At 71.9% G+C, this 19,818-nt stretch carries 20 protein-coding genes; 15 read left to right on the top strand and 5 right to left on the bottom strand.

The window, feature by feature from the left end:
- Positions 1 to 38 precede the first annotated feature (38 nt).
- Positions 39 to 1,031, top strand: coding sequence for an adenosine deaminase (locus ACZ7P3_RS08485; RefSeq protein WP_472079934.1), 993 nt, complete (start codon positions 39 to 41; stop codon positions 1,029 to 1,031).
- On the opposite strand, the gene ACZ7P3_RS08480 is transcribed toward ACZ7P3_RS08485, so the two are convergent.
- The gene (locus ACZ7P3_RS08480; protein ID WP_472079933.1) at positions 995 to 2,269 is read right to left on the bottom strand and encodes an MFS transporter; all 1,275 of its coding nucleotides are present in this window, start codon (positions 2,267 to 2,269) and stop codon (positions 995 to 997) included. The genes ACZ7P3_RS08485 and ACZ7P3_RS08480 overlap by 37 nt on opposite strands.
- Before the next feature lie 534 nt (positions 2,270 to 2,803).
- Between ACZ7P3_RS08480 and ACZ7P3_RS08475 the strand changes: the two genes are divergently transcribed.
- The 8 genes from ACZ7P3_RS08475 to ACZ7P3_RS08440 all read left to right on the top strand — a co-directional run bounded on the left by ACZ7P3_RS08475 (position 2,804) and on the right by ACZ7P3_RS08440 (position 10,788).
- Positions 2,804 to 3,700, top strand: a complete 897-nt coding sequence (locus ACZ7P3_RS08475) for a 5-dehydro-4-deoxyglucarate dehydratase (protein WP_472080313.1) — start codon at positions 2,804 to 2,806, stop codon at positions 3,698 to 3,700.
- Positions 3,697 to 4,986 carry a glucarate dehydratase family protein gene (locus ACZ7P3_RS08470; RefSeq protein ID WP_472079932.1) on the top strand — a complete coding sequence of 430 codons (1,290 nt, stop codon included), beginning with the start codon at positions 3,697 to 3,699 and terminating at the stop codon, positions 4,984 to 4,986. The genes ACZ7P3_RS08475 and ACZ7P3_RS08470 overlap by 4 nt, the downstream gene beginning before the upstream one ends.
- Positions 4,987 to 5,209: 223 nt before the next feature.
- The gene (locus tag ACZ7P3_RS08465) at positions 5,210 to 6,352 is read left to right on the top strand and encodes a PfkB family carbohydrate kinase (RefSeq protein ID WP_472079931.1); all 1,143 of its coding nucleotides are present in this window, start codon (positions 5,210 to 5,212) and stop codon (positions 6,350 to 6,352) included.
- A gap of 129 nt (positions 6,353 to 6,481) precedes the next feature.
- A complete protein-coding gene (locus ACZ7P3_RS08460) occupies positions 6,482 to 7,552 on the top strand; it encodes a PhoH family protein (protein ID WP_472079930.1) in 1,071 nt (356 codons plus the stop codon).
- Between the two features lie 15 nt (positions 7,553 to 7,567).
- Positions 7,568 to 8,065 (top strand): rRNA maturation RNase YbeY, encoded by a 498-nt coding sequence (gene ybeY, locus ACZ7P3_RS08455; protein WP_472079929.1) that lies wholly within the window; start codon positions 7,568 to 7,570, stop codon positions 8,063 to 8,065.
- A 16-nt stretch (positions 8,066 to 8,081) separates the two neighbouring features.
- Positions 8,082 to 9,368, top strand: a complete 1,287-nt coding sequence (locus ACZ7P3_RS08450) for a hemolysin family protein (RefSeq protein ID WP_472079928.1) — start codon at positions 8,082 to 8,084, stop codon at positions 9,366 to 9,368.
- Positions 9,365 to 9,724 carry an MmcQ/YjbR family DNA-binding protein gene (locus ACZ7P3_RS08445; protein WP_472079927.1) on the top strand — a complete coding sequence of 120 codons (360 nt, stop codon included), beginning with the start codon at positions 9,365 to 9,367 and terminating at the stop codon, positions 9,722 to 9,724. Before ACZ7P3_RS08450 ends, ACZ7P3_RS08445 begins: the two co-directional genes overlap by 4 nt.
- Before the next feature lie 44 nt (positions 9,725 to 9,768).
- Positions 9,769 to 10,788: a S66 family peptidase gene (locus tag ACZ7P3_RS08440; RefSeq protein WP_472079926.1), complete on the top strand. Its 1,020-nt coding sequence runs from the start codon at positions 9,769 to 9,771 to the stop codon at positions 10,786 to 10,788.
- Here ACZ7P3_RS08440 and ACZ7P3_RS08435 read toward each other — a convergent pair.
- Positions 10,773 to 12,188, bottom strand: coding sequence for an MFS transporter (locus ACZ7P3_RS08435; RefSeq protein WP_472079925.1), 1,416 nt, complete (start codon positions 12,186 to 12,188; stop codon positions 10,773 to 10,775). The genes ACZ7P3_RS08440 and ACZ7P3_RS08435 overlap by 16 nt on opposite strands.
- 95 nt (positions 12,189 to 12,283) lie before the next feature.
- On the opposite strand from ACZ7P3_RS08435, the gene ACZ7P3_RS08430 reads away from it, so the two are divergent.
- The 5 genes from ACZ7P3_RS08430 to ACZ7P3_RS08410 all read left to right on the top strand — a co-directional run bounded on the left by ACZ7P3_RS08430 (position 12,284) and on the right by ACZ7P3_RS08410 (position 16,868).
- Positions 12,284 to 13,162 carry a helix-turn-helix transcriptional regulator gene (locus ACZ7P3_RS08430; protein WP_472079924.1) on the top strand — a complete coding sequence of 293 codons (879 nt, stop codon included), beginning with the start codon at positions 12,284 to 12,286 and terminating at the stop codon, positions 13,160 to 13,162.
- Positions 13,163 to 13,190: 28 nt separating this feature from the next.
- Positions 13,191 to 13,553 carry a cytidine deaminase gene (locus ACZ7P3_RS08425; protein ID WP_472079923.1) on the top strand — a complete coding sequence of 121 codons (363 nt, stop codon included), beginning with the start codon at positions 13,191 to 13,193 and terminating at the stop codon, positions 13,551 to 13,553.
- A 185-nt stretch (positions 13,554 to 13,738) separates the two neighbouring features.
- Positions 13,739 to 14,215 (top strand): hypothetical protein, encoded by a 477-nt coding sequence (locus ACZ7P3_RS08420; RefSeq protein ID WP_472079922.1) that lies wholly within the window; start codon positions 13,739 to 13,741, stop codon positions 14,213 to 14,215.
- Positions 14,216 to 14,414: 199 nt separating this feature from the next.
- On the top strand, positions 14,415 to 15,743 hold the full coding sequence (locus ACZ7P3_RS08415; RefSeq protein WP_472079921.1) for a beta-xylosidase: 1,329 nt from the start codon (positions 14,415 to 14,417) through the stop codon (positions 15,741 to 15,743).
- Between the two features lie 93 nt (positions 15,744 to 15,836).
- On the top strand, positions 15,837 to 16,868 hold the full coding sequence (locus tag ACZ7P3_RS08410) for a DUF916 domain-containing protein (protein ID WP_472079920.1): 1,032 nt from the start codon (positions 15,837 to 15,839) through the stop codon (positions 16,866 to 16,868).
- On the opposite strand, the gene ACZ7P3_RS08405 is transcribed toward ACZ7P3_RS08410, so the two are convergent.
- Together ACZ7P3_RS08405 and ACZ7P3_RS08400 are read right to left on the bottom strand one after the other, a co-directional pair.
- A complete protein-coding gene (locus ACZ7P3_RS08405) occupies positions 16,762 to 17,100 on the bottom strand; it encodes a P-II family nitrogen regulator (protein WP_472079919.1) in 339 nt (112 codons plus the stop codon). The two genes, ACZ7P3_RS08410 and ACZ7P3_RS08405, sit on opposite strands and share 107 nt — an antisense overlap.
- Complete coding sequence (locus ACZ7P3_RS08400) at positions 17,097 to 18,407, bottom strand: ammonium transporter (RefSeq protein ID WP_472079918.1); 1,311 nt, start codon at positions 18,405 to 18,407, stop codon at positions 17,097 to 17,099. The genes ACZ7P3_RS08405 and ACZ7P3_RS08400 overlap by 4 nt, the downstream gene beginning before the upstream one ends.
- 175 nt (positions 18,408 to 18,582) lie before the next feature.
- Here ACZ7P3_RS08400 and era point away from each other — a divergent pair, with 175 nt between their 5' ends.
- A complete protein-coding gene (era, locus tag ACZ7P3_RS08395; RefSeq protein WP_472079917.1) occupies positions 18,583 to 19,536 on the top strand; it encodes a GTPase Era in 954 nt (317 codons plus the stop codon).
- 82 nt (positions 19,537 to 19,618) lie between these two features.
- Here era and ACZ7P3_RS08390 read toward each other — a convergent pair.
- The coding region (locus ACZ7P3_RS08390; RefSeq protein WP_472079916.1) for a hypothetical protein at positions 19,619 to 19,818 on the bottom strand (200 nt) is incomplete at its 5' end.

Here is a 19,818-nt window from a genome sequence, read left to right as displayed (position 1 = left end):
GCGCAGGTGGGAGGGGAGGGCCGTCGTACGATGCTTCGATGCCCCTCCCGAAAGCAGAACTGCACCTGCACATCGAAGGCACCCTCGAACCCGAGCTGGCGTTCCGGCTGGCCGCCCGCAACGGGGTCGCACTGCCCTACGCCGACACCGACGAGCTGCGCAAGGCGTACCAGTTCGAGGACCTGCAGTCCTTCCTGAACCTGTACTACGAGCTGATGGCGGTCCTGCGCACCGAAGAGGACTTCGCGGACCTGGCCGACGCCTACCTCGCCCGCGCCGCCGCCCAGGGCGTGCGCCACGCGGAGATCTTCTTCGACCCGCAGGCCCATGTCGCGCGGGGCGTGCCGATGGGCACGGTGGTCGAGGGGCTGTGGCGGGCGCTCGGCCGCAGCGAGGAGAACCACTCCGTCTCCACCCGGCTCATCCTGTGCTTCCTGCGCGACCAGTCCGCCGACTCGGCGCTGGAGACGCTGGAGGCGGCCCGGCCCCACCTGGACCGGATCACCGGCATCGGTCTCGACTCGGCCGAGGTCGGGCACCCGCCCGTGAAGTTCCGGGAGGTGTACGAGGCCGCCGCCGCGCTCGGGCTGCGGCGCGTGGCGCACGCCGGCGAGGAGGGACCGCCGGAGTACATCACCGAGGCGCTGGACGTGCTCGGCGTGGAGCGCGTCGACCACGGGCTGCGCTGCATGGAGGACCCGGCGCTGGTGGAGCGGCTGGTGCGGGAGCGGATCCCGCTCACCCTCTGTCCGCTCTCCAACGTCCGGCTGCGCGCGGTCGACGTCCTGACGGAGCACCCGCTGTCCGCGATGATCGACGCCGGGCTGCTGTGCACGGTCAACTCCGACGACCCGGCCTACTTCGGCGGCTACGTCGGCGACAACTACCACGCCGTCCGCGACGCCCTCGGGCTGACCAAGGAGCAGATGCGCGAGCTGGCCCGCAACTCCTTCCGCGCCTCCTTCCTGGAGGACGACGAGGAGCGGCGGGCCCGCTACCTCGCGGAGGTGGAGGCGTACGCGTTCGGGTAGGCGCTGTCGCAGGCATCGGCGTAGGCGGTGTCGTACGCGTCCGGGCGGGCTGTGTCGTACGCGTGCCGGGCGGGCGTGACGGGGGTGTCCACCTGGATCTCCACCACGGACAGCGGCTGCCCGCCCGCCCGCAGCGCCACCGTCGTCAGGGGCACCGCCACCGCGAGCAGGCCCACGGCCAGGACCTCGCCCATGACCGGGAAGCCGGTCCGCGCGGCCAGCAGGCTCCCGGCCAGCGGGCCCGCCGCCGTGCCCAGCGAGGACGCCGAGCCGACGAACACCGCCCAGCGGCCGCGCGGGTCGAGTGCGGCGGCCAGGCCGATGACGTAGGACAGCACGACCGGATAGAACAGGTTCCAGGCGATCTCGCCCCCGGCGAAGGACGGCAGATCCGTCGCCGACGCGCTGAGCGCGATACAGCCGGCGATGAGCGCCGTACCCGCGCCGATCGGCACCGCCCGGCCCAGCCGCTGCCCGAGCGCGCCCGCGCCCACGACCCCGACCAGGCCGGCCCCGAGCGCCACCGCGAACACCGCTCCGACGGTGACCTCGGTGAGATGGGCCTGGCCCAGCCCTATGCGGCCGCTGACGCCCCACAGGGAGTTCTGGGCCAGGGACCAGCAGGGCATGGCGGCGGCCAGCAGCAGACCGGCCCGTAGCTTGGGGAGCCTGCCGTGCCCCGCGTGGGTGCGGGCCGGGGCGGTACGGCCGGACAGCCCGCCGGTGAGCGGCCACACCGCGAGCGCGGTCAGCGCCAGCGCGGCCAGGGGCTGGCCGTGACCGGGGCCGAGGCGGGGGATGGTCAGGTAGAGGAGGCCCGCGAGGGCGGAGACACCGAGCAGGCCGAGCGTGGTGACCCGGTGCGGGTCGCGCTGGGCGGCGATGCCGCCGGCCGCGACCGCCGTGACCGTACCGGATCCGAACCCGCCGGCCAGGGCGCCCGCGACGACGGCCGGTACGCACCCGGTGAGGGCGGCCCCGCCGTAGCCGAGGAAGGCGAGTGCGAGCCCGAGCCGGGCGAGGGTGCGGGGGCCGATCCGCTCGACCCGGGAGGCCAGCAGGAAGCCGGCGGCGGCCGAACTGAGCAGCAGCGCACTGCCGATGGCCCCGGCCTGGGTGGCGGAGAGCGGCAGCCCGGAGTCGAGGCGGCCGACGGTGGTCGGCAGCAGGTAGGGGGCGAGGTACCCGGCCGTGAAAAGGGCGACGAGGGGCCAGGGACGGGGGCGGGGGGCGGACACGGGCGTTCCCAGGGCAGGCGGAAGGAGCGGCTCGAAAAGAGGGGGAGGGGGCGACGACCGTCGACGGACAGGAACGCGCGAGCAAGTTGTATCAAGCACGCGGTTCGAGAAGAAGGTCGGTGGGAGTGATCCGGGTCACTGTTGCGTTTGTGGCCGGCGGTCCGGGGTAAAAGAGCGCACCCGTCGGCCGGTTGGCTTGGACCCGGCCGTATGCGCTAAGGTTGATCACGTCGCGGTCGCCGGAACTTCCGGTGGCGGACCGCGCGTTGGTGGTCCAAGGAAAGACGCCCCGCTTCCTGTGGGGAGATGCAGGTGCAAGGCCTGCCCGGCGCTCCATCGAGCCCCATTCCGCTCTGTGCGGGATGGGGCTCTTTTTTGTCTCTCTTCACCCTCCCGCCCGCGGGGCCCCATTGACGGCCCCATGTTCGTGTATCTAGCCTCTGTTCTCATACATAGACGACATTCACAAGGGGAGATGGTCAGGTGGGCGGCGACCCGAGTCCTCAGGACGTGGCGCGGCGACTGCGGGAGGGCATGGCGCACGGCGTGCTGTCGTTCCCGCTGACCGCCTTCCACGACGACGGCTCCCTCGACCCCGACGGCTTCCGCGCCCATGCCGCCGAGCGGCTCGCGGCCGGGCCCGGGGCCGTCTTCCCGGCCTGCGGCACCGGTGAGTTCTTCTCGCTGGACGAGGACGAGTACCGGCAGGTCGTCGCCATCGCCGTGGAGGAGGCGGCCGGGCGGATGCCCGTGGTGGCCGGCACGGGATACGGCTGGGCGCAGGCCGCCCGGTTCGCCCGGATCGCCGAGGAGGCGGGGGCCGACGCCCTGCTGGTGCTGCCGCACTACCTGGTCGCCGCCCCGCAGGACGGCCTCGCCGCCCAGCTGGAGCAGCTCGCCGCCCGCACCCGGCTGCCGCTCGTCGCCTACCAGCGCGGCCAGGTCGCCTACAGCGCGGACTCGGTGCGGCGCATCGCGCGCATCCCGAACGTGATCGGCCTCAAGGACGGCCACAGCGACCTCGACCGCCTGCAGCGGCTCACCCTCGCCGCCCCCGAGGACTTCCTGTTCTTCAACGGCGCTGCCACCGCCGAGATCCAGGCCCGCGCCTACGCCACCGTCGGCGTCCCCGCCTACTCCTCGGCCGTGCACGCCTTCGCCCCGGAGATCGCGGACGCCTTCTTCACCGCCCTGCACGGCGGCGACCACGGAACGACCGGGAAACTGCTGCGGGACTTCTACGTCCCCTTCGTCGAACTGCGCGACCGCGCACCCGGATACGCGGTGTCCCTGGTGAAGGCGGCGGCCCGGCTGCGCGGACAGCGCGTCGGTCCCGTCCGTGCCCCGCTCACCGACCCCGCACCCGCCGACCTCGCCGACCTGAAGGCCCTGCTCGCCACCGGACTCGACCTCGTAGGAGCCTCCCTGTGACCCGTGACCTGACCATCGCCGAGGTGCGGCTGACGCCGATCCTGGTCGCCGACCCGCCGCTGCTCAACACCCAGGGCGTGCACCAGCCGTACACCCCCCGGCTGATCGTGGAGGTCGTGACGGCCGACGGGATCACCGGCCTCGGGGAGACCTACGGCGACACCAAGTACCTGGAACTCGCCCGCCCGATCGCCGGGCACCTCACCGGACGCTCGGTCATGGATGTGAACAGTCTGTTCGCCCTCGACCTGGCCGTGGACGACAGCCGGATCAGGGGTGCCGTGGACGCGGGCGGGCTGCGCGGCGTGCAGAGCGCCGACAAGCTGCGGCTGTCCGTCCTGTCCGCCTTCGAGGTGGCCTGCCTGGACGCCCAGGGCAAGGCGCTCGGGCTGCCCGTGCACGCGCTGCTCGGCGGCAGGCTGCGGGACGAGGTCGAGTACAGCGCCTACCTCTTCTACAAGTGGGCCGCCCACCCGGAGGGCGTCGCGGCCGAGCCGGACGACTGGGGCGCCGCCCTCGACCCGGCCGGAGTGGTCGCCCAGGCCCGGACGTTCACCGAGCGGTACGGGTTCACCTCCTTCAAGCTCAAGGGCGGCGTCTTCCCGCCCGAGGAGGAGATCGCGGCCGTACGCGCCCTCGCCGAGGCCTTCCCCGGACACCCGCTGCGCCTCGACCCCAACGGGGCCTGGTCCGTCGAGACCTCGCTGAAGGTGGCCGGGGAACTCGGGGACGTCCTGGAATACCTGGAGGACCCGACGCTCGGCACGCCCGCCATGGCCGCGGTGTCCGCCGGGACCGACGTCCCGCTCGCCACCAACATGTGCGTGACCACATTCGGGGAGATCAAGGAGGCGTTCACCGAGGACGCCGTCCAGGTGGTCCTCTCCGACCACCACTACTGGGGCGGGCTGCGCAACACCCGGCACCTCGCCGCGATCTGCGCCGCCTTCGGTGTCGGCGTGTCCATGCACTCCAACACCCACCTCGGCATCAGCCTCGCCGCGATGACCCAGGTGGCGTCCACCGTGCCCAACCTCCACCACGCCTGCGACTCCCACTACCCCTGGCAGTCGGAGGACGTCCTCACCGAGCGGATCGCCTTCACCGGCGGCCGGGTCGCCGTGTCCGACGCCCCCGGCCTCGGCGTCGCACTCGACCGGGACGAACTGGCCCGGCTGCACCGGCGATGGGCCGAGGACGACGGCACGCTGCGCGACAGGGACGACGCGGCGGCGATGCGGGCGGGCGAACCGGGCTGGCGGACACCGGCGATGCCGCGCTGGTAGCAGCGCGTCCGGTGCGGGGGCCCGTGCACGCGGGCACCGGTCGTCGGGTGCGAGGGGCTGTGTGCGGTGGCACGGCGTCGGGTGCGGGGGCCCGTGCACGGCGGCACCGGTCGTCGGGTGCGAGGGGCCGTGCGCGGTGGCACGGCGTCCGGTGCGAGGGGCCGTGCGCGGAGCGGGATGTGGTGCACACTGACCAGACCCGCACCACGTCAGGGAGCGCACCGTGACCCCGTCCCGCACGATCGCCGGAGAGGAACCCGAGCACCTCACGCAGGCAGCGCGCTGTCAGGCCCAGGTCGACCCGCTCGCGGCGCTGCGCACACCGGGCGATCCGCCCTGGGACGTTTACCTCACGGGCACGGTCTTCCTCGACATCATCTTCACCGGCCTGGACTCGGCGCCCGTGCGCGGCACCGAGTCCTGGGCCCGGGGGATGGGCTCCAGCCCCGGCGGTGTCGCCAACATGGCCACCGCGCTCGCCCGCCTCGGCCTGAAGACGTCCCTCGCCGCGGCCTTCGGTGACGACCACTACGGCGAGTACTGCTGGGACGCGCTCGAACAGGGCGAGGGCATCGACCTCGCGCCCTCGCGCACGGTGCCCGGCTGGCACTCGCCGGTGACCGTCTCCATGGCCTACGAGGGCGAACGGACCATGGTGTCCCACGGCCACGAGCCGCCCCCGCAGGAGACGGCACCCGACATCCCGCCCCCGGCACGCGCCGCCGTGGCCTCCCTCACGCCCGGCCTGCGCGCCCCCTGGATCGCCGGGGCCGCCCGCGAGGGCACCCGGATCTTCGCGGACGTCGGCTGGGACGACACCGGCGCGTGGGATCTCGCCGGCCTTCCCGACCTCGCACACTGCGAGGCGTTCCTGCCCAACGCCGAGGAGGCGATGCGGTACACGGGCGCGGCCTGTCCGCGGGCGGCGGCGCGTGCGCTGGCCGAGCATGTGCCGGTGGCCGTCGTGACGCTCGGCTCGGAGGGGGCGTACGCGGTGGACCGCAGGACCGGGGAGACCGCCGAGGTGCCCGCGATCGCGGTGGAGGCGCTCGATCCGACCGGGGCGGGGGACGTCTTCGTGGCCGGGTTCGTGACCGGCACGCTGGCCGGCTGGCCGCTCGCCGACCGTCTTGCCTTCGCGGGACTCACGGCGGCTCTGTCCGTGCAGGAGTTCGGCGGGTCGCTGTCGGCGCCGGGATGGTCGGAGATCGGGGCGTGGTGGCGTCGGGTCCAGTCGGTCGAGGGCCAGGATCCGACCGCGCTGCGGCGGTACGCGTTCCTGGAGCGTCTGGTGCCCGAGGTGCTGGACCGGCCGTGGCCGCTGCGGCGGGCGGTGCCGACCATCGGGTTCCGCCGGTCGGCCTGAGGGGCTGCAGAGCGGCCCTCATAAAAGCCCTACGGTCTTGTCAGCCCACCGTCGTACTCTGGAATCGCGAGGCCGCCCTCAGCCGTGCGGCCGTGACGAGGAGGAACCGCAGGCCTACAGCGCCGGCCCATGACTCAGACACCCACAGCTCACACCTCCGCGCAGGAGCAGGCGAGAGCGCAGTTGACCGTCCCCGCCCAGCACCCCATGGTGACCGTGCTGGGATCCGGCGACTCCCTCCTGCGCGTGATCGAGAAGGCCTTCCCGGCAGCCGACATCCATGTCCGGGGCAATGAGATCAGCGCGGTCGGCGACCCTGCGGACGTCGCCCTCATTTCGCGCGTGTTCGACGAGATGATGCTGGTGCTCCGCACCGGGCAGCCGATGACGGAGGACGCAGTGGAACGCTCGATCGCCATGCTCAAGGCGAGCGAGAACGGGACGAGCGACGGCCCGGAGACCCCGGCCCAGGTACTGACGCAGAACATCCTGTCCTCGCGTGGCCGCACGATCCGCCCCAAGACCCTCAACCAGAAGCGGTACGTCGACGCGATCGACCACCACACGATCGTCTTCGGCATCGGCCCCGCGGGCACCGGCAAGACCTACCTGGCCATGGCCAAGGCGGTGCAGGCCCTGCAGTCCAAGCAGGTCAACCGGATCATCCTGACCCGTCCCGCGGTCGAGGCCGGCGAGCGCCTCGGCTTCCTGCCGGGCACGCTCTACGAGAAGATCGACCCCTACCTGCGCCCGTTGTACGACGCGCTGCACGACATGCTCGACCCGGACTCGATCCCGCGGCTGATGGCGGCGGGCACGATCGAGGTCGCGCCGCTCGCCTACATGCGCGGCCGTACGCTCAACGACGCCTTCATCATCCTGGACGAGGCCCAGAACACCAGCCCCGAACAGATGAAGATGTTCCTCACCCGCCTCGGCTTCGACTCGAAGATAGTGATCACCGGTGACGTGACGCAGGTCGACCTGCCGAACGGCACCAAGAGCGGTCTGCGGCAGGTTCAGGAGATCCTGGAGGGCGTCGAGGACGTGCACTTCTCCCGGCTGTCGTCCCACGATGTCGTACGGCACAAGCTGGTGGGCCGTATCGTCGACGCGTACGAGCAGTACGACAGCGAGCACGGCACCGAGAACGGCACCCACAAGGGCGGCCGGGGCCGGTCCGGGCACAAGGGGAAGTAGAGACACGGCAGCACCATGTCGATCGACGTCAACAACGAGTCCGGAACCGAGGTCGACGAGCAGGCGATCCTCGACATCGCCCGCTATGCGCTCGCGCGGATGCGCATCCACCCGCTCTCCGAGCTCTCGGTGATCGCCGTGGACGCCGACGCCATGGAGCAGCTGCACATCCAGTGGATGGACCTGCCGGGCCCCACCGATGTCATGTCGTTCCCGATGGACGAGCTGCGCCCGCCCGGCAAGGACGACGAGGAGCCGCCGCAGGGGCTGCTCGGTGACATCGTGCTGTGCCCGGAGGTCGCCACCAAGCAGGGCGCCGAGGCGCCGACGCAGCACTCCATGGACGAGGAGCTCCAGCTGCTCACCGTCCACGGCGTGCTGCACCTGCTCGGGTACGACCACGAGGAGGCCGACGAGAAGGCCGAGATGTTCGGGCTCCAGGCCGCCATCGTGGACGGGTGGCGGGCCGAGCGGGGGCTGACCGGCCCGTCGCCGGCGCCGACCGTCTCGTAGGCGGGCCGGTCCTCGCATGAGTCCGCAGATCGTCCTCGGCGCGATCGCGCTGGTCGTCGTGGCCTGGCTCGCCGCCTGCGCGGAGGCGGGCCTGGCGCGCGTCTCCAGCTTCCGCGCCGAGGAGGCCGTCCGCACGGGGCGGCGGGGCAGCGACAGGCTGGCGCAGGTCGCCGCCGACCCCACCCGCTATCTGAACGTGGCCCTGCTGGTCCGCGTCGCCTGCGAGATGGCGGCCGCGGCCCTGGTCACCTACGCCTGTCTGCAGGAGTTCGCGGCCACCTGGCAGGCCCTGCTGGTCGCCATCGGCGTCATGGTCCTGGTGTCCTACGTCGCCGTCGGCGTCTCCCCGCGCACCATCGGCCGCCAGCACCCGCTCAACACCGCGACCGTGGCCGCGTACGTGCTGCTGCCGCTCGCCCGTGTGATGGGCCCGATCCCGTCGCTGCTGATCCTCATCGGAAACGCGCTCACCCCCGGCAAGGGCTTCCGCCGCGGTCCCTTCGCCTCCGAGGCGGAGCTGCGCGCGCTGGTCGACCTCGCCGAGAAGGAGTCGCTCATCGAGGACGAGGAGCGCCGCATGGTGCACTCGGTCTTCGAGCTGGGCGACACCCTGGTCCGCGAGGTCATGGTCCCGCGCACCGACCTGGTCGTCATCGAGCGGTACAAGACCATCCGCCAGGCCCTCACCCTCGCCCTGCGCTCCGGGTTCTCCCGCATCCCGGTCACCGGCGAGAGCGAGGACGACATCGTCGGGGTCGTCTATCTGAAGGACCTGGTCCGCAAGACCCACATCAGCCGCGACGCGGAGAACGACCTGGTCTCCACGGCCATGCGCCCGGCCGTCTTCGTCCCCGACACCAAGAACGCCGGCGATCTGCTGCGCGAGATGCAGAAGGAACGCAACCACGTCGCCGTCGTCATCGACGAGTACGGCGGCACCGCCGGCATCGTCACCATCGAGGACATCCTGGAGGAGATCGTCGGCGAGATCACCGACGAGTACGACCGGGAACTCCCGCCGGTCGAGGACCTCGGTGAGGACCGCTTCCGGGTGACGGCCCGCCTGGACATCACCGACCTCGGCGAGCTGTACGGCCTGGAGGAGTACGACGACGAGGACGTGGAGACCGTCGGCGGACTGCTCGCCAAGGCGCTCGGCCGGGTGCCCATCGCGGGTGCGTCGGCCGAGGTCGAACTGCCCGACGAACGCCGGCTGAAGCTGACCGCGGAGGCCGCGTCCGGCCGCCGGAACAAGATCGTCACGGTACTGGTCGAGCCCGCACCGGAGGAGAAGCCCGAGTGACATCCGAGCAGCTGCGCGCCTTCTGCCTGTCCTTCAACGCGGTCGTGGAGGACTTCCCGTTCAACCCGGAGACCTCGGTCTTCAAGGTGCGGGGCAAGCTGTTCGCCCTGACCAACCTGGGCGCGCGGCCGCTGACGGTCAACCTCAAGTGCGACCCCGAGGACGCGATCCGGCTGCGCGGCGAGCACGAGGGGCTGATCGTCCCCGGCTACCACATGAACAAGCGGCACTGGAACACCGTGACGGCCGACGGCGGCCTCCCGGACCGCCTGGTCGAAGAGCTGATCGAGGACTCGTACGACCTCGTCGTCGCGGGCCTGCCGAAGGCGGAGCGGCTGCGGCTGGACCGGCCCTGAAATCCCTTGTGGGCGCCGGATGACCCCGTGTCAGAATCCGGCGCATGACCCTTCGATACCCGCGCCCCCTGCGCCCCGGTGACCGTATCGGTGTGACCTCCCCCTCCAGCGGGGTGGCCAAGGAGCTCCGGGGGCGCCTCGACCTCGCGGTGCGGGACCTGGAGGCGCGGGGTTACGAGGTGGTCGTCGGCCGCTGCATGGACGGCTCGGGCCACCTCAGCGCCCCGGCCGCCGAGCGTGCCGCCGAACTGACCGGCATGCTGACCGACCCGGACATCCGGGCCGTGGTGCCGCCGTGGGGCGGGGAGACCGGCATCGACCTGCTGCCGCTGCTCGACTTCGAGCGGATCGGGCGGGCCGAGCCGACCTGGGTCGTCGGCTACTCGGACCTGTCCACCCTGATCACCCCGCTGACCCTGCTCACGGGCATCGCGACCGTGCACGGCAGCAACCTCATGGACACCCCCTACCTGACCCCCGAGGGCCTGCTGTCCTGGCTCGACATCGTCTCCGCCCCGCAGGGCGAGCCGTTCACCCAGACCCCGCCCGGCCGGTACCGGTCCGGCGGCTGGGACGACTGGGCCGAGGAGCCCGGGATCCGCGACCTCGCCCTGGACACCGAGGGCACCTGGACCCGCCTCGACGGTGAGGGTGACGTGGACGTCGAGGGCCGGCTCGTCGGCGGCTGCATCGAGACCCTGGCCAACGTCGCGGGGACGCCCTACCTGGACACCTCGCGCTTCGCCGGGGACGAGCCGCTGCTCGTCTACGTCGAGGCCGCCGAGGACAACGCGTACACCATCTGCCGCAACCTGCACGGCATGCGCCTCGCCGGGTTCTTCGACCGCGCGGCCGCCGTCCTCGTGGGCCGCACCCGCGCCCCCGACGGCCCCAGCCTCACCCAGCACGAGGCCGTCCTCGACGCCCTCGGCCCGCTCGGCGTACCCGTCGTCGCCGACGTCGAGTGCGGTCACGTGGCGCCTTACCTCCCGCTGGTCAACGGCGCGCGCGGCCGTGTGGTGCACACGGCCGCGCGCAGCGGGATCGTTCAGACCCTGGACTGACGGCGCAGCCCCAGTCCGACCAGGACGGCGGCGGTCAGGACGATCGCCGAGTCCAGGACGAGGACCGTGTGGACGCCCGACAGCAGATCGTCGGAGGTGGTGGCCAGAACGCCCAGCAGCGGGATGCCGATCGTGATGCCGACCTGCTGGGTGGAGGTGACCAGGCCGGTGGCCAGGCCCTGCTCCTCGTCCGGGACGCCCGAGGTGACCGTGAGGCCGTACGAGATGATCGCGCCCAGGTGGCACATGCTCGCCAGGGACACGGCGGCCGTGGCGAGCCAGACCGACCAGGTGTGGGCGTTCAGCAGCAGCAGGGCCGCCCCGAGCGCGCCCTGCCCGGCCAGCGAGCCGACCAGGGTGCGGCGGGCGCCGAAGCGGCCGATGACCTTCGGGGCCAGGGTGCCGGCGACCGCCGACAGCACGCCCTGGAAGCCGAAGACCAGGCCCGTCTCGAAGGCCGACAGGTGCAGGATCTCCTGGAGGTAGAGGGTCAGGACGAAGATCACCGTCGACATCATCGAGAAGGTGACCAGACCGCCCAGGTTGCCCCACGCCACCGTGCGGCGGCGCAGCATCGGGAGCGAGACCAGGGGGGACTGCGAGCGGGACTCGATCACGGTGAACGCGGTCAGCAGGAGGAGGCCGGCGAGCAGTGCCGTGACCACGTCGGTGTGTGCGAAGCCGCGGTCGGCGGCCGTGGACAGGGCGTAGATCAGCGACAGCAGGCCCGTGGTGACGGTGACCGCGCCCGGCACGTCCAGGCGCGGGCGGTCCGGGGTGCGCGACTCCGGCAGCAGGCCGGGGGCCAGCGGCAGCACGATCAGCGCGAAGACCGAGAGCAGGGCCATCGTGGAGCGCCAGCCCAGCGCGTCGGTCAGGACACCGCCCGCGACCATGCCGACGGTGAAGCCCAGCGACAGCAGGGTGCCCGAGATGCCGAGCGCGCGGTCGCGGGCCGGACCCTCCGGGAAGGTGGTGGTCAGCAGGGACATGCCGGTCGGCACGATGACCGCCGCGCTCAGGCCCTGCAGGGCGCGCCCCGCGAGGAAGGACGCCGGGTCCCAGGCCAGGGTGGCCAGCAGCGAGGCCGCGCCGAACAGGGCCAGGCCCGTGAGGAAGAGCTTGCGGCGGCCGTACAGGTCGCCTATGCGGCCGAACAGGAGCAGGAAGCCGCCGGAAGGCAGCGCGAACGCGGTGACCGCCCACTGCAGGGCGGAGCGGCTCATGCCGAGGTCGGTGCCGAGTTCGGGCAGGGCCACGTTCAGGACGGAGAAGTCCAGGGCGACCATGAACTGGGCCGCGCACAGGACGAAGAGGACGAGCCTGTCGCGCGTCGACAGCCGGGGGGTGCCGAGCTGTTCGGACAGGGGGGTGGTGGGTCGGGTGGTGTCGATCGCCATGACAAGAGCATCGGGCGGACGGAATACGCGTGGGGAGTCGCAACTTATGGTGGTGGTGACACCACCAGACACGGTGACGAGGGGGAGATCGGTACGTGGCTGCTGCGGATGCACTGAAGAGTCACCGGCTGCTTGAACTGCGGGAGTTCCTGCGGACCAAGCGTGCCCGGGTCAGTCCCGAGGAGGCCGGGCTGCCGGTCGGCGGCCCCCGGCGCCGTACGCCCGGGCTGCGCCGGGAGGAGGTCGCCGTGCTGGCCGGGGTGGGCGCGTCCTGGTACCAGTGGCTGGAGCAGGGGCGGGACATCTCCGTCTCCCCGCAGGTCCTCGACGCCGTGGCCCGGGTGCTGCGGCTGAGCAACGCTGAGCGGCGGCACCTGTACGTGCTGGCCGGGCTGAACCCGCCGGCGGCGGAAGTGGCCCCGGAGAAGCGGGACATGTGCGACGGGCTGCGGCGGCTGATCGACACCTGGATGCCGTATCCGGCGCACATCATGGACCAGTACTACAACTGCGTGATGTACAACGACGCGGCCGCGATCGTGCTCGGCATGCGGTCGGACAACACCCAGAACTGCCTCGTCGACTTCTTCACCGACCCGCTGTACCGCTCGCGCAGCCAGAGCTGGGAGCGCAACGCCCGGACGGTCGTCGCCCAGTTCCGGGCCGCGTGCGCCGCCCGGCCGGACGACGCGGGGTACCGGTCGGTGCTCGCCGAGGTGAGTGCGGCCAGCGCGGAGTTCGTGGCGCTCTGGGCCGAGCAGGGCATCGAGGAGCAGGGCCAGATCCGCAAGGAGCTGGACCATCCGCTGGTCGGGCTGCTCGTCGTGGAGTCCACGGCGATGAAGGTGCCGGCCCGGCCCGATCTGTCGATCGTGCTGCACACTCCGCTGGACGAGGCGAACACCGCCGAGAAGCTGGAGTGGCTGGCCTCTCCGGAGGGGCGGCGGGGCGCGATGTACCCCGTGGCGGGGTGAACGGCCCGCGGCTTCGTATGCTCTGGGCATGACCGACAGCAACGCGCTTGACCCCGAGGACCGGAAGATCGTCACCCTGGCCCGATCGGCCCGGGCCCGCAACGCAGTGCCCGAGGGGGCGGCCGTACGGGACGAGACCGGGCGTACGTATGTCGCCGGGTCGGTGCATCTCGCTTCGCTGGAACTGAGCGCCCTGCGGACCGCCGTCGCCATGGCCGTGGCTTCCGGGGCGAAGTCGCTGGAGGCGGCGGCGGTGGTGAGCGAGGCGGAGGGGCTCACCGCGCAGGACCTGGCCGCCGTGGCCGACCTGGGCGGACCGGAGACGCCCGTGCTGCTCGCCGGGCCCGACGGAGCCGTGCGGCTGACGGTCCCGGCGCGCGCCCCGGAGTAGTCCGGATTTCATCCTTGCCGTCGCGTGCCTCTCGCGCATCAATGGAGCCGTACGTTCCGACGACTCGTCAGATCCGCACCGCCGCCGCAGTGTGCCCGCACCCACCTGCTCAGGCCTGCCGTTCGTCGGCGCACCTTCCGACCATCCCCACATGGCATCCCCACAGGGAAGGAAAGCGGATCCCCATGAGAGGCAAGCGCACAGCAACGGGTGCGGCACTGGCCGCCGGGGCCCTCGCGGTCGCCGGGCTGGCCTTCGCGCCGTCCGCGGCCGCCGTCACCCCACAGACCGCGACCATCAACGCCAGCTGCGGCTTCTTCGGCGGCGGCGCGGCCACGCTCACCGCCACCCAGAGCGGCACCTCGGCCACCATCACCCTCACCTCCACCGCGGTCAAGGCGCCGGTCGCGGTGGCGGCGGACTCCATCACCTCCAAGCTCACCCTGGTCAAGGCGAGCGGCGGCACCGTCGTCTTCACCGGGACGAAGAATCCGGCCATGGCCGCCGGCGACCCGGTCAGCGCCGGTCCGCTCAGCGGCACGGTGGCCTCCGGCGACAGCCTGGAGGCCTACGGCGGCTCGCTGCAGATGACGATCTTCGGGATCAACGTCACCTGCACGGCGACCGGCAAGCAGTCACCCGGTCCGTTCGTGTTCGACTGAGCGGACGGGGCGAGCCGAGTGCCGCGAGTGAACTGAGCGATCTGTTCCGGATATTGCCGGATCTCCCGGGGATGCCGCAGAAACTGATGATCCGTCAGTTTTCTGCGGCATCTCCATTGACTTCTCACGCGGGCTCCACATCAATGCCCCCTGTCGGCGCAGATGAGCCGCTGCGCCCACAACCCTCAGGAGGGGGCTCATGGGTTCGACACCCCGAAGATCCCGACGGTGGCGCTGGGCGTCGCTGTTCGGGGCGACCGCGCTCGCGGTCACCGCGGGCGGCGCGCTGGCGTGTCCGGCCGGTGCCGCCGGTACCAACGTGGACTTCGCCACGCACTGCATCCCGCCCGCCGTCGCGGGCATCCCGCCGATCGACGGCACCACCACCGCGAGCGTGTCGGTGGACAACACCAGCCCGAAGGTCGGCGACACGGTCACCGTGACCTACACCGTGGTCACGGCCGCCGCCAGCAACCCCACCGACCTGGCCCTGCCGGCCGACATCATGACCCCGACCGGCAAGGTCACCCTAGGCGGCGCCCAGAGCGGTGACATCACCGTCGCCGGACCGAAGAAGAACCCGCCGGTGCCGGGGAAGGCCGCCTTCCCGTCCTTCTCCATGACCGGTACGTTCACCGTCACCAAGGCCGGCCAGATCACCCTCTCGCCGGGCGACTACAACATCCACACCAGCTACATCCTGGAGCTGGACACTCCGTGCACGGTCACCAACCCGCCCGCGCCGGCCTCCGAGACGGTCACGGCGACCGACGGAACGCCCGCCAACACCCGTGCCATCTCGCTCGGTTCGGCCTCCGGTGACCCGGGCGCCGGCGTCACCGTCAGCGGCAGCAACTTCACACCGGGCGCCACCGTCACCCTGGCCGGGCGGGCCGGGGCCGGCCAGACCGCGGACACCGCCACCGTGACCGCGAACGCCCAGGGCTCCTTCAGCGGCACACTGGTCGTCAACGACAAGACGACGACCGGGATCGTGGCGTACGAGGGCGGCTCCTGGAGCGCGGACAAGGGCGCGGGCCCCGCGGCCTACGTCGTCAACGACAACACGCCCGTGCCGGCCGGCAGCCAGAAGCTGACCACCACCGTCAAGGCCGGCACCCTGTCCATGTCCCAGGCCGGGGACGCCGTGGCACTCTCGGCGGTCGACTTCGGCAAGGGCGGGGCCTCGACCGGGTCCCTCAACACGGTGACCGTCAAGGACTTCCGCGGCGGGCCCGCGGGCTGGTCCCTGACCGGCAAGGTCACCGACTTCACCGGTCCCGGCGCCAAGATCGACGCGAGCAGGCTGAGCTGGACCCCCGCCTGCGCGACCAAGGCGGGCAGCCCCAGCACCTGCAAGGCCGGTTCGACGGGCGCGGTGGGCACCTCGGGAGCGACCCTCGCGTCGACCCCGGACGCCACGCTCACCGGCGGTGAGTTCACCGTCGACGCCGGACTCGCCCTGGACGTACCGGCGTTCACGCCTCCGGGCTCGTACTCCGGCGTCCTGACCCTCACCCTCACCTGACCCGAACGCCGACAGCGGTGGCCGGGCGCCCCGTCGCACCACGGGGCCGCACCCGCCCGACCGCCCGACCCGAGCCCATGGGGGGCCGCACCCATGCGCAAGCCGCACGTCCTCCTCCTGAGCCTCCTCGCCCTGATCCCCGGCCTGCTCTGCGGCATCGCCGCCGCACCCGCGCAGGCCGCCGACAACGGCAGCTGGTCCGTCTACCCGGCCGCCTCGAAGATCGCCGCGCGCCCCTACTTCTATCTCTCCGCCGATCCGGGCCAGACGCTCACCGACCAGGTCGTCGTCGCCAACAAGACCGCCGAGCCGCTCACCTTCCGGCTCTACGCGGCCGACGCCTACAACACCGCCCGCGACGGCGGGTTCGCCGTACGGACCCGGAACGAGCGGATGCACGGCGTGGGCCTGTGGGCCGCGCCCGCCAGGTCCCGGGTCACCGTGCCCGGCCACCGGAGCGTCACCGTGCCCTTCACCCTGCGGGTGCCCGAGGGCGCCGAACCCGGCGACCATCCGGGCGCGATCGTCGCCCTCGACGAGCGGGTGGCCCCCGGCAGCGGGACGCTCGCGCTCGGTGTGCAGCAGGCCGTCGGCGCCCGCGTCTACCTCCGGGTCGCCGGTCCCACGCTCCCCGCGCTCTCCGTCGAGCACCTGCGGATCAGCCACCACCAGCCCCTCGTACCGGGCCTCGGCGACAGCACGGCGACCATCTCCTACACCCTGCGCAACACCGGGAACGTCACCCTCGACCCGAAGGTGCGGCTGAAGGCGCGGGGGCTGTTCGGCCGTACGCTGCTCGACCGCGACCTGACCCGGATCCCCTCCGAGCTGCTGCCCGGGCAGCGGGTGCGGCTCACCGAGTCCTGGCACGGCGCACCCCAGCTCGACCGGGGCGACATCACGCTGACCGCCAGCGCCCAGGGCACCCGCCAGTCGGCGAGCGCCTCCTTCCTCGCGCTGCCGTGGCTGCCGGTCGTGCTGGTGTTCGTGGCCGGGGCGGTGACGGGGGCGCTGCTGGTCAGAGCGCGTCGGGGCCGCGCTCGCCGGTCCGCACCCGTACGACGGTCTCCACGGGCAGCGACCACACCTTCCCGTCCCCGATCTTCCCGGTCTGCGCGGACCTGACGACCGCGTCGATCACCTCGTCGGCCACCGCGTCCTCGACGACGACCTCGATGCGGACCTTCGGCACCAGGTCGACGCGGTACTCGGCCCCCCGGTACACCTCGGTGTGGCCGCGCTGCCGGCCGTAGCCGCTCGCCTCGGTCACGGTCAGACCGTGCACGCCCAGCTCCTGCAGGGCGGTCTTGACCGCGTCGAGGCGGTGCGGCTTCACGATCGCGGTGATGAGCTTCATGGCTGGGGCTTGACCTTCTGGGCGGTGGGGACGACGGAGGAGGAGACCGGGGCGCCGTGGCCCAGGACCCCGTGATCGTAAGCCGTCTCGGCGTGCACCGTAAGGTCCAGGCCGGTGTGCTCCTGCTCCTCGCTGGCGCGCAGGCCCATGGTCCGTTCGAGCAGCTTGCCGAGGCCGTACGTCACCCCGAAGGCGTAGGCGGCGACGGCCACGACGGCCAGCAGCTGCTTGCCGAGCGGGAGGAGCCCGCCACCGTAGAGGAGGCCCTCGGCGCCGCCGGTCATCGCCTTCTCGGCGAACAGGCCGATCAGCAGGGTGCCGATGACACCGCCGACCAGGTGGACGCCGACGACGTCCAGCGAGTCGTCGTAGTTCAGCCGGAACTTCCAGCTCACCGCGTACGAGCAGACGACGCCGGCGGCCAGGCCCACGACGAGGGCGCCCAGCAGGGAGACCGTGCCGCAGGACGGGGTGATCGCCACCAGACCGGCCACCGCGCCGGAGGCGGCGCCGAGGGTGGTCGGGTGGCCGTCGCGCCGCTGCTCGACCAGGAGCCAGCCGAGCAGGCCGGTGCAGCCGGCGGCGAGGGTGTTGAGGAAGGCGGCCGCCGCCAGGCCGTTCGCGCCGAGCGCGGAGCCGGCGTTGAAGCCGAACCAGCCGAACCAGAGCAGACCGGCCCCGAGGACCACCATGGGCAGGTTGTGCGGGCGCATGGCGTCCTTCTTGAAGCCCAGGCGGGGGCCGAGGACCAGACACAGGGCCAGACCGGAGGCGCCGGAGGTGATCTCCACGGGCAGACCGCCCGCGAAGTCGAGCGCGCCGAGCCGGTCGAGGATCCAGCCGCCCGGGCCCCACACCCAGTGCGTCACGGGAACGTATACGAGGAGCGTCCACAGCGGGACGAAGACCAGCCACGCCGAGAACTTCGTACGGTCGGCGACCGCGCCGCTGATGAGTGCCGCCGTGATGATCGCGAAGGTGAGCTGGAAGGTGGCGAAGAGGAGGGTGGGCACGGTGCCGTGGACACTGTCCGGGCCGAGGCCGCTCATGCCCGCGTGGTCCAGACCGCCGATGAGCCCGGCGAAGGCGTCGTCGCCGAAGGCGAGCGAGTAGCCGGCCGCCAGCCACACCACCGTCACCAGGGCGATCGACACGAAGCTCATCATCAGCATGTTGAGGACGCTCTTCGTGCGGACCATGCCGCCGTAGAACAGAGCCAGGCCCGGGGTCATCAGCAGGACGAGGGCGGTGGCGGCGAGCAGCCAGGCGGTGTCGCCGGTGTCGATGTGCCGGGCGGCCAGGGTCACGGACGTCTCCAACGGTGCGGGGGCTCGTCAGAGCGTCACCGGCATGGATTTCCGGTTGCGTACGGGTGTGTTTCCGTGACGTTTCGTTGCGTGCGGGTTTCCGGCCGCTCACCTCCCGCCCCCGGTGGGCCATGCTGGTACGGCACGGCTTCGTGGATCAGGGAGAATGGTCGCCATGAGCGTTCGTACCCAGTCATCCGAGCAGCCGGCCGAGACCGTCCACCGCGCCGGCTTCGCCTGCTTCGTGGGCCGCCCCAACGCGGGCAAGTCCACCCTCACGAACGCTCTGGTCGGGCAGAAGGTGGCGATCACCGCGGACCAGCCGCAGACGACGCGGCACACGGTGCGCGGCATCGTGCACCGGCCCGACGCGCAGCTGATCCTGGTGGACACCCCGGGGCTGCACAAGCCGCGCACCCTGCTCGGCGAGCGGCTCAACGACGTCGTACGGACGACATGGGCCGAGGTCGACGTGATCGGCTTCTGCCTGCCGGCGAACGAGAGGATCGGCCCGGGCGACCGCTTCATCGCCAAGGAGCTGGCCGGCATCAAGAAGACGCCGAAGGTCGCCATCGTCACCAAGACCGACCTGGTCGACTCCAAGGCCCTCGCCGAGCAGCTGATCGCGATCGACCAGCTCGGCAAGGAGCTGGGCTTCGAGTGGGCCGAGATCGTCCCGGTGTCGGCGGCCGGCGACAAGCAGGTGGGTCTGCTGGCCGACCTGATCGTCCCGCTGCTGCCGGAGGGCCCGGCCCTCTACCCCGAGGGTGACCTCACGGACGAGCCCGAGCAGGTCATGATCGCGGAGCTGATCCGCGAGGCCGCCCTGGAAGGCGTCCGCGACGAACTGCCGCACTCCATCGCCGTCGTCGTCGAGGAGATGCTGCCGCGCGAGGACCGTCCGGCGGACCGCCCCCTCCTCGACATCCACGCCAACCTCTACATCGAGCGCCCGAGCCAGAAGGGCATCATCATCGGCCCCAAGGGCAAGCGCCTGAAGGAGGTCGGCATCAAGTCCCGCAAGCACATCGAGGCCCTGCTCGGCACGCCGGTCTTCCTGGACCTCCACGTGAAGGTGGCCAAGGACTGGCAGCGCGACCCGAAGCAGCTGCGCAAGCTGGGGTTCTAGTCGTTCGGTGTGCGGCTGATGTCGGGGTTCTGCTTGGTGCCGGCCGCGCGGCGGTAGCCGCATGTTGATGCAGCCTGGACCTTCACGTGAAGGTGGCCAAGGATTGGCAGCGCGACCCGAAGCAGGTGCGCAAGCTGGGGTTCTGGTCGTTCGGTGTGCGGCTGGTGTCGGGGTTCTGCTTGGTGTCGGCCGCGCGGCGGTAGCCGCATGTTGATGCAGCCTGGACCTTCACGTGAAGGTGGCCAAGGATTGGCAGCGCGACCCGAAGCAGCTGCGCAAGCT

This window comes from Streptomyces sp. NPDC107581 (assembly GCF_055657175.1).
The sequence above is the reverse complement of the archived record's forward strand: the minus strand, read 5'-3'. Positions and strand labels throughout refer to the sequence as shown.